General features: G+C 67.2%; 14 protein-coding genes. 7 read left to right on the top strand and 7 right to left on the bottom strand.

Translation table 11 applies throughout. The features are described 5' to 3' along the window. Position 1: 1 nt before the first annotated feature. Together zapE and EO141_RS18000 are read right to left on the bottom strand one after the other, a co-directional pair. Positions 2–1,096, bottom strand: coding sequence for a cell division protein ZapE (zapE, locus tag EO141_RS17995; RefSeq protein WP_104649585.1), 1,095 nt, complete (start codon positions 1,094–1,096; stop codon positions 2–4). A gap of 78 nt (positions 1,097–1,174) precedes the next feature. Next, positions 1,175–1,837 carry an alpha/beta hydrolase gene (locus EO141_RS18000; RefSeq protein WP_104583978.1) on the bottom strand — a complete coding sequence of 221 codons (663 nt, stop codon included), beginning with the start codon at positions 1,835–1,837 and terminating at the stop codon, positions 1,175–1,177. 66 nt (positions 1,838–1,903) lie between these two features. Between EO141_RS18000 and EO141_RS18005 the strand changes: the two genes are divergently transcribed. Together EO141_RS18005 and xopR are read left to right on the top strand one after the other, a co-directional pair. Further along, positions 1,904–2,779 carry an EamA family transporter gene (locus EO141_RS18005; RefSeq protein WP_164739290.1) on the top strand — a complete coding sequence of 292 codons (876 nt, stop codon included), beginning with the start codon at positions 1,904–1,906 and terminating at the stop codon, positions 2,777–2,779. 97 nt (positions 2,780–2,876) lie between these two features. Then, a complete protein-coding gene (gene xopR, locus EO141_RS21870) occupies positions 2,877–4,109 on the top strand; it encodes a type III secretion system effector protein XopR (protein WP_127169863.1) in 1,233 nt (410 codons plus the stop codon). Between the two features lie 171 nt (positions 4,110–4,280). Here xopR and EO141_RS18015 read toward each other — a convergent pair whose 3' ends face one another. Then, the gene (locus tag EO141_RS18015; RefSeq protein ID WP_127169864.1) at positions 4,281–5,606 is read right to left on the bottom strand and encodes a GTP-binding protein; all 1,326 of its coding nucleotides are present in this window, start codon (positions 5,604–5,606) and stop codon (positions 4,281–4,283) included. A gap of 62 nt (positions 5,607–5,668) precedes the next feature. Between EO141_RS18015 and EO141_RS18020 the strand changes: the two genes are divergently transcribed. Next, a complete protein-coding gene (locus EO141_RS18020) occupies positions 5,669–6,055 on the top strand; it encodes a MerC family mercury resistance protein (RefSeq protein ID WP_115675662.1) in 387 nt (128 codons plus the stop codon). Between the two features lie 24 nt (positions 6,056–6,079). Here EO141_RS18020 and EO141_RS18025 read toward each other — a convergent pair whose 3' ends face one another. Together EO141_RS18025 and EO141_RS18030 are read right to left on the bottom strand one after the other, a co-directional pair. Beyond that, the gene (locus EO141_RS18025; protein ID WP_127169865.1) at positions 6,080–7,798 is read right to left on the bottom strand and encodes an ExeM/NucH family extracellular endonuclease; all 1,719 of its coding nucleotides are present in this window, start codon (positions 7,796–7,798) and stop codon (positions 6,080–6,082) included. Between the two features lie 387 nt (positions 7,799–8,185). Beyond that, complete coding sequence (locus EO141_RS18030; protein ID WP_016902056.1) at positions 8,186–8,704, bottom strand: c-type cytochrome; 519 nt, start codon at positions 8,702–8,704, stop codon at positions 8,186–8,188. 281 nt (positions 8,705–8,985) lie between these two features. On the opposite strand from EO141_RS18030, the gene EO141_RS18035 reads away from it, so the two are divergent. From EO141_RS18035 to EO141_RS18050, 4 genes are read left to right on the top strand one after another with little or no spacing between them, the layout of a single operon-like run. Next, positions 8,986–9,630, top strand: coding sequence for a DUF4198 domain-containing protein (locus EO141_RS18035; protein ID WP_127169866.1), 645 nt, complete (start codon positions 8,986–8,988; stop codon positions 9,628–9,630). A gap of 25 nt (positions 9,631–9,655) precedes the next feature. Then, positions 9,656–9,967 carry a DUF3649 domain-containing protein gene (locus EO141_RS18040; RefSeq protein WP_104649592.1) on the top strand — a complete coding sequence of 104 codons (312 nt, stop codon included), beginning with the start codon at positions 9,656–9,658 and terminating at the stop codon, positions 9,965–9,967. Beyond that, on the top strand, positions 9,964–11,580 hold the full coding sequence (locus tag EO141_RS18045) for a PepSY-associated TM helix domain-containing protein (RefSeq protein ID WP_127169867.1): 1,617 nt from the start codon (positions 9,964–9,966) through the stop codon (positions 11,578–11,580). Before EO141_RS18040 ends, EO141_RS18045 begins: the two co-directional genes overlap by 4 nt. Continuing rightward, the gene (locus EO141_RS18050) at positions 11,577–11,912 is read left to right on the top strand and encodes a DUF3325 domain-containing protein (RefSeq protein WP_119129309.1); all 336 of its coding nucleotides are present in this window, start codon (positions 11,577–11,579) and stop codon (positions 11,910–11,912) included. The genes EO141_RS18045 and EO141_RS18050 overlap by 4 nt, the downstream gene beginning before the upstream one ends. A gap of 13 nt (positions 11,913–11,925) precedes the next feature. Here EO141_RS18050 and EO141_RS18055 read toward each other — a convergent pair whose 3' ends face one another. Further along, positions 11,926–12,453 carry an RES family NAD+ phosphorylase gene (locus EO141_RS18055; protein WP_104583939.1) on the bottom strand — a complete coding sequence of 176 codons (528 nt, stop codon included), beginning with the start codon at positions 12,451–12,453 and terminating at the stop codon, positions 11,926–11,928. Continuing rightward, entirely contained in the window at positions 12,450–12,824 is a 375-nt protein-coding gene (locus tag EO141_RS18060) for a hypothetical protein (protein ID WP_010370465.1), read from the bottom strand. Before EO141_RS18060 ends, EO141_RS18055 begins: the two co-directional genes overlap by 4 nt. Positions 12,825–12,847 lie beyond the last annotated feature (23 nt).

The following is a 12,847-nucleotide window of genomic DNA, read 5'->3' on the forward strand; positions in this document are numbered from 1 at the left end:
TCTATGCGCGATGCGCGGTGGCCAGATAGTCGGCGCTCTGCATCTCGATCAGGCGCGAGGCGGTGCGCTCGAATGCGCCGGCCAGGCGCTGGCCGCTGTACAACGCCGGCGGGGCGTCCTGCGCGGTGCAGACCAGGTTGACATGGCGGTCGTACAACTCGTCGATCAGATTGACGAAGCGGCGCGCGGCGTCCTCGTTCATGCGGTCGAAGTGCGGGATGCCGCCCAGCAACACGGTGGTGAACTCACGCGCGATCTCGATATAGTCGCCCGGGCCGCGCGGGCCCTCGCACAGCGCGGCAAAATCGAACCAGGCGATGCTCTTGCCGCGCGCACGCACGGCAATCTTGCGTGCCTCGATTTCGATGTTGCCGCTGCGCGCCTCGGAATTTCCGCTCAGTTCGCCCCAGCGCTGCAGCAGCCACGCGTCGGCTTGCGCATCCAGCGGCGCGCGATACACCGGCGAGCGCGTCAGCGCGCGCATGCGGTAATCTTCGGTGCCTTCGGCATAGAGTTCCACGCAGAACTTCTGCAGCAGGCCGATCGCCGGCATGAAGCTGTCGCGTTGCAGGCCGTTGGCGTAGAGGTTTTCCGGCGCGGTGTTGGAGGTGGTCACCAGGGTCACGCCTTCGGCGAACAGGCGTTCCAGCAGGCGCGCCAGCAGCATTGCATCGCCGATGTCGGTGACGAAGAATTCGTCCAGCACCAGCACGCGCAGATTCTCCCGCCACTGCTGCGCGATCTTGGCCAGCGGATCACTCTGCCCGGCGTGCTCGCGCAATTGCTCGTGCACCCCGCGCATGAAGCGATGGAAATGCGTGCGGTATTTCTGCTTGATCGGCAGGCCGTCGTAGAACAGGTCGACCAGAAAGGTCTTGCCGCGCCCCACCCCACCCCAGAAATACAGGCCGCGCACCGGCTCGGGCTTCTTCCAGAACGCCGACAGCCGGTCCAGCCAGCCGTCCTGCGCGCTGTCCACCAGTGCCTCGTGGATGCGGTCCAGTTCCGCCAGGGCCGCCTGCTGCGCGGGGTCGGCACGCCAGTCGCCGCGTTGTACGCCGGCGGCGTAGCGCTGCGACGGGGTCATCTCACTCATCGTGTTCTCCGCGGGCCGGCTGCTGCCTTGCCCGCTCAACGGCGCATCGCCGGGCGATACGCATGGGCCCTGCCGCAGTCAGACGGCGGCCGGCAACCAGCGCCGGACACCATGCTGGATCGCACCGCGCAGGTCGATCAACTTGCGGTGGAAAAAATGGCTGGTGTCGGGCATGCGGACCAGTTCGGGCTGCTGCTCCAGGGTTTCCAACCAGTCGTACACCGCCTGCGGGTCGACGATTTCGTCGGCATCGCCCTGGATCACCAGCCAGTGCGCCGGCGGCTGCACGTCGCTGAAATCCCAGCGCCCGGCCGGCGGCGCGATCGAGATCAGCACCTGCGGCTCGAGCGAGCCGGCAGCACGCAACGACACATAGGCACCGAAGCTGAAACCGGCCAGCCACAGCGTGTCGCCCGGGCGCTGGCTGCGCACCCACGCGGCGACCGCGCGCAGGTCGTCCTGCTCGCCATCGCCATGGTCGAACGCACCGGCCGAATTGCCGACACTGCGGAAATTGAAGCGCACCACGGTGATCCCCAGCTCGCGCAGCGCGCGCGCCGCCATGGTGACGACCTTGTTGTGCATGCTGCCGCCCTCGGTGGAGAGCGGGTGGCAGACGATGGCGGTGACCGGTTGCACGGCGGCATCCGGCTCGGGCAGATCGACCGCGACATCCAGCGGGCCGACCGGCCCATCCAGCGTCAACGCAGCCGATTCGGTGGGGAATAAGGGATTGGACATACCGTCATAATAGCCGCCCCGCCGGCCGCGTTCATCGCCCTGCCTGCACACTTCGTTGTGTTGCCCATGCATTTTCTGTTGTTTGCCGTCGTTTGCAGTGTCCTGGTGTCGGTGGTCCTCAAGCTGCTGCCGCGCTATCGCCTGGACGCTGCGCAGGCGATCACCTGGAACTACGCCACCGCCGCGCTGCTGGCGTGGCTGACCCTGCATCCGTCGCTGGACACGCTGCGCGCGCCGACCACGCCCTGGCTGGCACTGTTCGCATTGGCGGTGGCGCTGCCTGCGATCTTCATGCTGCTGGCACGTGCGGTCGCCACGGCCGGCATCGTACGCACCGACATTGCACAACGGCTCTCGCTCCTGCTCTCGCTGGCGGCGGCCTTCACGCTCTTCGGTGAACAGGTCAATGCCTGGAAGCTGGCCGGACTGGGGCTGGGCCTGCTGGCCATCGTCTGCATCCTGCAACGGCCACGTCACCACACCGGCGCGGATGCAACGCCGACCTCCGTCGGCTGGCCATGGCTGGCAGGCGTGTGGATGGGCTTTGCCCTGATCGACCTGCTGCTCAAGCACATTGCACAGGCCGGCACGCCGTCGTTGACGTCATTGACGCTGTGCTTTGCCCTGGCTTGGGTACTGATGCTTGGCTTGCAAGGCATCCGCCGGGGCGGTGTCGCAGGTCTGAGCTTGCGCAACCTGCTCGCCGGCGTACTCCTAGGCGCGCTCAACTTCGGCAACATCCTGTGTTACGTGCGCGCCCATCAGCTGCTGCCGCATAGCCCGGCCACCGTCTTCGCCAGCATGAACCTGGGCGTGGTCGTCCTGGGAGCGCTCGTCGGCAAACTGGGGTTTGGCGAGCACATCGGCCGACGTGGATGGGTGGGGCTGTTGTTGGCGGCACCGGCAATTGCGGCGATCGCCTGGGGGATGCGGTTGGGCTGACGAAGGCATTCGGCCGGCGCGACTCCGGTTCGCAACTCGCCTCGAGGGCGCGGCAGCGCTGGCTATCATGCGTGCAGATGACCCACGGGAGTGTGTGATGCGCCTGAGTCACTTATTCGGCAGCCGTCCTCGTGTCGCGCCGGACCCGCACAGCGCCAACTCGACCGAAACGACGCCGTTGATTGCAGGCGCCTCACCCCAGCACCCGCTGTCTCGAGCCCCCAAGTCCGCCGCAGCACAGGGCGCACCGAACTCGCATCGCGGCATGCTCGCTTCCGCGCGTAGGTCGCTGGCATCGTTGCGCAAGCAGCTGCCGTTGACGTGCATGGGCTCCCCGACGCTTGAATCAGTGGAGAGCCCACCTGCACGCACGCCACCGGTGACGCCCGGTCGCACGCAGCAGATGCACGGGAAGCAAACCCGCGTCGATGAGCGTCGGCAGCCACCCATGCCCCATAGAACGGATCATCAGCGGGAGCAGTGGCCGCAACCGCAGCAGGCGCCGCCCACCAGGCCGTCCGTTTCGATTCCGTCTAAGCCATCGCGTGCGCAGCAGCTGCACGGGCAGCAACGTCCCATCGATCCGAGAATGCAGGCGCCTGTCCCCGAAAGAATGCGCCGTGACGAGGGGCCACCGCCGCAGCACGGCATGCCGGCGCCGGATTCGGTGCCGATCACGCCCAAGCCCTCGCGATCGTCGGTGCCCTCTCCACGCCCCCAGCCCGGAAGGCACCTCTCCTTGCGCAGCCTGGATCGGGAATTGGTCGAGATAACCAAGCGGTGCAGCGACATTCAAAAACAGCTGTTCATCGAGGACCGCGAGGCCACTCCCGAGGAGCAACAACTGCTCGAGACGTGTGCGGTCCTGATCGCCCGGCGCAATGAGGTCCGCGACAGTCAGCTCGATGCACTCTTGGTCGCGCTTGCACCGATGGAAGACATCCGTGCACCACGGACCACGACCAGCGGCCTGGCCATGGTCCAGATGGACGTCATGCAGCACAATCGCCGCGAAGTCCTCAAGGCACGGCGCAAATCCGTCGACAGAACTGCCCTGGCCAAAAATTACGCGCGCGCGGAACGACGCCTGGAGTCCCTGAAGAAAGGCGACGCACCCGACGACCAGATACGGCGCCTGCAACGCATGATGCAGGGCTACCGAAACATGCTCGCGTTGGAACAGATCGTCAAAAACACCGACGACCAGTTGGAAAGGCTGGGAGCGCCACGGCTGATGGCCGGCATCCCCACCACCGCCGAAGAGCGCCGGCAGTCCGTCAGGAAAGAAAGGGATGCCCATCAGGAGGCCATCGACAACGGCTACTCCTGAGGGTCCGGACAGCGCTGCTTGCACGTGCGCGCTGCCCGGCTGCCACCTGTGAGGCATGCGACGCGTCGCCACGTAGCGGCGCATCTGCACGCCGCACCGGAGATGCAAGCCCGCAGCCGTTCGCATCCAGACAACGAACGACGGATGTCCACAGCGTAATCCAGCCCGCCATCAACGCTCCCAGTGCGGAAACGGATCGTCCAGCAGCTGCCACTGCGCCGGGCCCTGGCGCAGTTCGTGGTCGCTGAGCAGGCAGGCATCCAGCGCGGCGCGCGTGCGCGGCGCATCCATGTCCACGCCGATCACCGCCAGCTCCTGGCGGCGGTCGCCCCACAACGGGTGCCACAACCGCTGCATCGCGGCGTATTCGCCGGCATCGCCTACTTCGTGCAGGCGCGGCAGTGGCGCGGTCCAGCATTGCGTCTGCTGACGCTGCCAGCCGATATCGGTATACGGCAGTGGCGTGATGCTGGTCTGCAGCGGCTCGCCGATGGCGTGCGCATCCACCCGGTGGCGTGCGGCGAACCAGAAGCCGGCTGCATTGGTCTGGGTCGCGCCGCCGACGCTGGACAATTCACCGACCCAATCCATGCGGCTGGCCAGCCAGAAAAAGCCCTTGCTGCGAATCACCTGCGGCAGCCCGCGCTGCACCATGCGCGCAAAGCGCTGCGGATGGAACGGCCGGCGTGCGCGATAGACGAAACTGCTGATGCCGTATTCCTCGGTCTCCGGCGTGTGCTGGCCGCGCAGTTCCTGCATCCAGCCCGGTGCCAGCTGCGCACGGGTGAAATCGAAGCGGCCGGTATCGAGCAACCGATCCAGCGGTACCTGGCCCTGCACGGCGTCCACGATCGCCGCCTCGCGATTGAGCGCACGCAACACCGCGCGCAGGCGTTGCAGCTGCCGTGCGTCGATCTGGTCGCACTTGCTGATCACCAGCACGTCGGCGAACTCCACCTGTTCGCCCAGCAACTGCACCAGCCCGCGGGTATCGTCCGGGCCGGCCTGCTGGCCGAGCTCGGCCAGCGTGGCGGCCGAGCCGAAATCCTGCAGGAAGCGGCTGCCGTCCACCACCGTCACCATGGTGTCGAGCCGGGCGATGTCGGCCAGGCTGAAGCCCTCGGCATCACGCACCGCAAAGGTGGCCGCCACCGGCATCGGTTCGGCAATGCCGGTCGATTCGATCAGCAGATAGTCGTAACGCTTCTGCTCGGCCAGCCGCCGCACTTCCTGCAGCAGATCATCGCGCAACGTGCAGCAGATGCAGCCATTGCTGAATTCCACCAGCGTCTCTTCGGTGCGTCGCAAGGCCGCACCGCCATCGCGCACCAGTTGCGCGTCGATGTTGATCTCGCTCATGTCGTTGACGATCACCGCCACGCGCAGGCCGTCGCGGTTGTGCAGGAGGCGATTGAGCAAGGTGGTCTTGCCTGCGCCAAGAAAGCCGGACAACACGGTGACGGGGAGGCGTGGATCGCGCTTGGGGGACAGGGACATCCTGAGAGCCTGGCTGGAGTGAAGTGTTACTATATAACACTTACTCGACAGAACCCCGCTCCATGCGCGTCACCGCTTCTGTGCTGGACAACTCGGCCATCGCTCTTTCCAGTCTGTGCCTGCTGCACTGCCTGGCGCTGCCACTGCTGGCCGCCGCGCTGCCGCTGCTGGGCGCGTGGAGCCGGGCCGAATGGGTGCATGTGGTGTTCGCCGCGGCAGCCGTGCCGCTGAGCGGTTATGCGCTATGGAGCAGCCATCGCCGGCATGCACTGCCCGCGCCGGTATGGGCACTGGCGGTCTTCGGACTGGCCGGCCTGGTCCTGGGCGCAAGCGGCGTGGCCGGCGCGGCGCTGGAAACCCCGGTCACGGTGACCGGCAGCCTGCTGCTGGCCAGCACGCACCTGGTCAATCTGCGGCTACGTCGCCGGCATGGAAAGTGCGCGCGCTAGGAGCACGGCCGACCACCGGCGCTGCTACAGCGAAAAGCCCAGCAACACCGGGTCGTGGTCGGAACTGCGCCACGGGCCGGGCAGGTTGCGCTTGGCGTAGCCGGCGTCGTCGCTGGCATCGGCGTTGATATGCCATTCCACCGCGCCGCGCAGCTGCTTGGCCATCGCCGGGCTGAGCAGGGCGTGGTCCAGCCGCCCGCTCATGCCGTCGTAGACGTAGCTGTAGGGCTGCTTCACGCCGGCCACCGCGAAGGCGTCCTGCCAGCCGCTGGCACGCAGGCTGCGCATCGGGGTTTCCATGGCGTAGGCGTTGAAGTCACCCAGCAGCACGGCCAGTTTGGTCTGCGCGCCGGTGGGGTCGGTCTGCAGCCACTGGTGCAGGCGCTTGGCCGACTCGGTACGGGTGGCGTTCCAGCAGGCCTGGCCATCGCGCTGGTCGGCATCGGCGCCGCTGGCGCTGCCGCAGCCCTTGGACTTGAAGTGGTTGGCGACCACCACGAAGGTTGCCCCGCGGGTGCTGCGGAAGGCTTGCGCCAGCGGCACCCGGCTATGGCTGTCGAACGGGCCGCCGGTCAGCGTGGCCGGCTTGCCGACCGGGGTGACCTGGGAACTGCGATACACGATGCCGACCCGGATGTCGTCATCGCCCGGGCCGCTGCCGGTGTCCACGAACTGCCAGTCCTTGTCGGTGCCGGCCGCGTTGAGCGCGGCGACCAGTTGCGCCACGGCCGCATCGGCGCCATTGCCGTCGTTTTCCAGCTCCATCAACGCGGCCACGTCGGCGCGCAACGGCACGATGGTGGACACCAGCTTGGTCAGCTGGGCCTGGAACTGCTCATGCGTGCGCGCACCGCGCTTGGTCGGGAAGCCGCCGCCGCGGCCATTGCCGTTGAAGAAGTTCTCCAGATTGAACGAGGCGATCCGTAGATCGCCACCCACCTGCGGCGCCACAGCAGCCGGCATGGCCGGCAGCGTCAACGGGGTCAGCACCTGGATGCGGTAGTTGCCGTCGTAGCGCTGGTCGACGATGCCATCGACCGACTTGAGCAGGCTGCCGGTGCGCAGCGCCGGATCGGCCGGCAGATAGGCCACCGTCTTGGGGCTGCGGCCATTGCGTGCATCGTCCAGCACCACCCGGCGACGGGCGTTGTCGGCCTCCACCTGCGCAAAGGCCGGGGTGCCGGCGGCGGCCACTTCGCTGGGCTGCCACAGGCGCCCGCCGAAGGCGGCGACCAGCTCGCCGTCGGCGTCCAGGCGATCGCTGCCGTTGAGCGTCAGCGCGGCGATGCGCACGTGCTCGCCTTCCAGCGCTTCCCAGCTGGCCGGCGGCCCGCTGAGCATGCGCACCGGTACCGGCTGGCCGCTGGCGAGCCGCTCGATGCTGCTGGCATCCAGCGTGGTCAGACTCGCCTCGCCACCTGCCGACACCTCGCGCACCGTGCCGACGATGCGCACGCGGTCGCCCACCGCCACCTCGGCACTGCCGGCGCCGGTGACGAACAACCCATGCGAGCGCCGCGGCTCGAAGCCCGGCTGCTGCACGAACAGCCCGCCCAGGCCGACGCGCGTATCGGCGGTGACGATGCCCTCCACGTCGACCACACGGCCGTCGTGGGGGCTACGGGTGTCTTCGCCCTGGACGTCGGCGATGGACAGACGTTGCGGCGCGCCGTCGGCGGCACTGCCCAGCAGTGGCACCAACAGACCGATCACACCGAGCACAACCAGCGAGCAACGCGACATCGACACACTCCGGAAAGACCTGGACCACCTGCAGGCGCCGCCTTGAAGGCGGCGCGTGAGAACCGTGACAGGCTAGCAAAACGTTGCAAGTGGCGACCAGCTGCTGCGTGGATGACGTGGCCGGTGCACAGCTGCCGGCAATTGCGGCATTCCCCTCAAGCAACGGCGCTGAGGCGGTCGCGCAAGGCTGGCGTCGTCGTGCAAGCACGTCGCGCAGCGAGCGCAAACGCGCGCGCAATGCCTGCGGCCTATAAAAAAAAGCGTGCTCCCGTACGCGCAGGCCTCGCGGTTGCCAGTCGACGCACCCGCGTACGGCATGCGGCCACCTGGCCACACACCGACTGCCTGTGTCAGCCACGTGTTCCAGGCGCTTGCTGCTTTAGAGGCCTACTTCAGATTGCTCAGCATCCAGTCGACCGTGGCCCGCACCTGCTCTTCGGTCAGTGCCGGGTTGCCGCCCTTGGGCGGCATGATGCCGCCGTCCGGACCGGTGTAGCCCTCGATCGCGTGCTTGTACAAGGTGTCCTTGCCCTGGGCGATGCGCGCGTCCCAATGCGCATGGTCCAGCGTCGGCGCCTTGCCCACGCCGGTGGTGTGGCAGGCCGTGCACAGGTTGTCGAAGATGGTCTTGCCGTCGGTGCTGCCACCGTAGGCAGACTGCGAGGCGGCCTTGGCCAGCGCTGCGGCCTGGGCCGCGGCCTGTGCGGACGCACCGGTGGTGCCGGCATAGACCGCGCCGGCCGGGGCGATGCGTTGCTGCACGCGTTTGGCCGCGGTGGGCGAGACTTCGTCGGGAATGGCGCGTTGCAAATAGGCTGCCAGGGCAATCAGGCCCAGGGTGATCACCACCAGTAGTCCGATCACCATCGAGAATTTCTTCAGGAACTCGAGGTCGTAATTCCGCACGCGCTCACCCCTGGCTGTTGGTCGAAGACCTCTGCTAGCGCCGGAGTATAGAGCACAGTTCGCGCCCGTCTGGCCACTGTGTATGACAGTGATTGCAGCGGTGTGCGCTGCGCCCTGGCGCGCTATGGGTCCTGCAGGCACGCCGGTCTGCGCAGCCCGATGAATTGCCGCAATGCCGCATGACACGTTGGTCTCGCTCGAGGGAATTGCGTATCATTCCCATCAATCCACGGTGACGCGGTTCTCGCCTCGCCCGGTCCCGCCTACGAGGAGTCGCCGCGATGAAGTCCTTCCTGCTGTCCTGCCTGGCCTTGGCCAGCATCAGCCTGTCTGCCCAGGCCCACGAGATCTGGATCGAGCGCGACGGCAGCGGCCCGGTGCGCATCTACTTCGGCGAGCCGGCGCAGGACACCCTCGACCATGGCGAAGACGAGATCAAGCGCGTGGTCAAGCCGACCGTGTTCGGCACGGCGGGCAAGGCCGGCGCCCTGCAGCGCGGCAGCGCGTTCCTCACCGCGCCGCTGTCCGGCACCGGCGATGCGTGGCTGAGCGACGACAGCGTGTTCGAGCCGTGGAAGGGCGAAGCCGGCAGCTTCGAGACGGTGAGCTACTACGCACGCGCCGGGCGCGCCACGCCGTCGGCCAAGCTCGATTTCGAGCTGGCGCCCACCGCTGCCAACAGCAATACGCTGACCGTGCTCTATCGCAACAAGCCGCTGCCCAAGGTCGAGGTGACGGTGATCGACCCGCAGAAGTGGCAGAAGACGCTGACCTCCGATGCCAACGGCCAGGTGACCCTGCCCAAGCTGCGCGCCGGCCGGCACATCCTGGTCGCCACCAACAAGGAGCCGGTGAAGCGTGAGATCGCCGGCAAGCAGGTGGCGATGATCCACCACATCAGCACGTTGACCTTCCTGGCCGAGTAAGCCGGCCACACGCGCCGCCGATCAGATGGCTACCGCCCCGTCCCTGCCGCTTCCCTGGTTCAGGCGCCCCTGGCTGGGCGTGCTTGCGCGCACGCTGGCGGCGATGTTTGGCGGCTATGCGCTCGCCAGCGCCACCAATCTGCTGCTGGCGCTGGTGTTGCCGCTGCCACGCAGCGAAGCGGTGCTGACCAGCATGCTGGTCGGCATCGTAGTGTGTGCCTGCGCGCCGCTATGGGCCTTCGCCACCGCCAGCGTGTGGCGCGCCTGGGCCGGCATCGCCGTGCCGGCGGCGCTGATGTTCGCACTGGCCGCATGGCTGCAACGGGGCGTGGCATGAAGCAGGGATTCCGCCAGTCGATGGCGTGGCTGCACACCTGGACCGGGCTGCTGGTCGGCTGGGTGTTGCTGTTGATCTTCATGGGCGGCACGGCGAGTTATTACCGCGACGAAATCAGCCGCTGGATGCGTCCGGAACTGCCCACCACCACGGTGAGCAGCGCGACCGCGCTGCGCAGTGCCGAGCAGTATCTGCAGACGCATGCCGCCGATGCGCAGAGCTGGAACATCACCTTGCCGGACGCGCGCAATCCGGTGGTCAGCATGTACTGGCAAAACCCCGCGCCAACCGATGGCAAACCGGCCAGTCGCCGCGAGATGTACGGCAACGCCATCATCGACCCGGCAACCGGCAAGGAAATCGCCGCGCGCGACACCCTGGGCGGCGAATTCTTCTACCGGCTGCACTTCGATCTGCATTATCTGCCGGTGATGTGGTCGCGCTATATCGTGGGTTTCTGCGCGATGTTCATGCTGGTGGCGATCATCAGCGGCGTGATCACGCACAAGAAGATCTTCAAGGATTTCTTCACCTTCCGCCCGGGCAAGGGCCTGCGCTCGTGGCTGGATTTCCACAACGTCAGCGCCGTGACCGCATTGCCGTACCACGCGATGATCACCTACACCGGCATCGTGACCTTGATGTTCATGTACCTGCCGTGGGGCATCAAGGCGCAGTACCCGGACAACGAAATGCGGTTCTACGAAGAATCCGCCAACCGGGTTGCCGATACGCGACAAGCGTCTGGTACCCCGGCGCACATGCTGCCGCTGGAGCAATTCGTGGCGCGTGCGCGCAGCCATTGGCGCGGTGGTGAGGTCGGCAACGTGGCGGTGTCGCTGCCCAACGATGCGCACGCAGCGGTCGGCGTCACCCAACTTGCCGATCACCTGTCCACCAATGCGCCATCGATCCTGTTCGATGCGGTCAGCGGCCAGCGCCTGCAGCACAGCGGGCCACCGGGTGGCGCCAGCCAGACGCGCGGGGTGATGGTGGGCCTGCATATCGCCCACTTCGCCGGGCCGTGGATGCGCGCGCTGTTCTTCGGCTCCGGCTTGCTCGGTTGCCTGATGGTAGCCAGCGGCGTGGTGATGTGGGCGGTGAAGGAACGCCCCAAACACCTGAAGGCCGGGCGCATCGGTTTCGGGCTGCGGCTGGTGGATGCGCTCAACATCGGCACGGTCGCCGGCTTGCCGATCGCCTTCGCCAGTTTCTTCTGGGCCAACCGGGTGTTGCCGGTGAGCCTGGAGGCGCGCGCGGAGATGGAGGCCAACCTGTTCTTTGCCGCATGGGCCGCTGCATTGCTGGCGGCGTTCGTGTGGCCACGGCGCGCCATGTGGAGTTGGCAGCTGTATCTGGGCGCGGCCTTGTTCGCCTTGGTGCCGGTGGTCAACGCGATCACCACCGATGTGCATCTGGGCGTGACGCTGCCGGCCGGGCAATGGATGTTGGCCGGGGTCGATCTGGTCTGCCTGTTCCTTGGCATGTCGCTGGGCGTGGCGGGCTGGCGCCTGCAGCAGTGGAAGGCACCGCAAGCCGCATCGGCGCGACGCGCACGCGCCACTGCCGCCGCGCCTGCGCAGGGCAGCGTGCCGCTGCAGGAAAGCGCATGAGCGTGTGGCTGCTGCTGGCGCTGAATTTTTCCGGATTCGCCGCGCTGTGCCTGGCGATGGACAAGCATCAGCAGGAAGTCACGGGTCGCACACTGGGCGCTGCGCGCTCGCGGCAACTGCGCGTGCTGGGCTGGCTGCTGGTGCTGCTCACCTTCGGCCTGGCGGTACACGCACAAGGCTGGGGCGTCGGCCCGGTGCTGTGGCTGGGCACATTGACCGGCGCTGCCGCGTTGCTGTCGCTGTGGTTGCTGCCGTATCGGCGTGGATTGATCCTGCCCACGGCAGTGGCCGCGCCGCTGCTGGCGGGTGCGCTGCAGCTGTTGGTGGGGTGAAGGACGTCCGTCGCTACGCCACGATCGGCGGATCGCCCCAGCTGCGCCCGTCGCGCGGCAGGCGACCATCGTCGAGCACGCGCAACACGTGTTCGGGCTGCAGCATGTCAATGAACAGCACCACGTTGATGCCCTCCGGCAGCGCCATGCTGGGAAAGATCACGCCAGGAATCTGCGCCTCGCGCAGCAGGTCGCCGAGCACCCAGCTGACCGGTTCGATCTTGTTGACGAGCGCCTTGCGCCAGTCCTCGGTCCAGTCGGCCCAGAGCGGATCCCAGCTCGCATCGAGCAGGCGCAGATCGGCCAGCGCCGGCAGGTCGGCCGCATAACTGACCAAGGTCAATGGCGGCAGGAACAGCGCCGCTTGCGCGTATTCGGCGGCGGCAGTCTCCAGTTGCAGCGATAAATACAGGGCCGGCTGTCCAAAGCGATTGAAGCGCCCGCCCGAGCGTGCCGCACCGGCGCCGCTCAACGGTTCGGCAGCCCAGCGCGGCGTGAAGGCGCGATACAGCGTGCAGTGCGCCGGAGCGCTCAGCTTCAACCGGCGGCCCCCGCGGCAACGGTACGCAGATAGGTCAGCGCATCATCGGTGCGGCCCTGTTTGACCACTTCCAGCAGGGTGGCGAACTCGAACGCCGGAATCGGGGTGTTCTTGAGATGGAACACCACCTGGCGTTCGTCCGGCTGGACTTGCGTCATCGCCACCAGCAGGCGCGACAGGTTGCGCAGCAGGTCCTGTACGCGCGGGCTTTCCGGATGCACGCGCAGGCTGTTGCGATGTACACCGGCCAGCTCGGCCAGTTCCTGCTGCGACAGATCCAGCAGGCCGGCCATGGCCGAGGGCGACAGGATGGTGCGATCCGGCACGCGCAGGCGTTCGGTCAGGGCCAGGGGATTGAGAACGGCGACCATCGCACGACTCCGGCAGGGCGGGT

This window comes from Xanthomonas sp. BRIP62415, from assembly GCF_003993515.1.
In the GTDB taxonomy this organism is placed as follows: Bacteria; Pseudomonadota; Gammaproteobacteria; order Xanthomonadales; family Xanthomonadaceae; genus Xanthomonas; species Xanthomonas euroxanthea.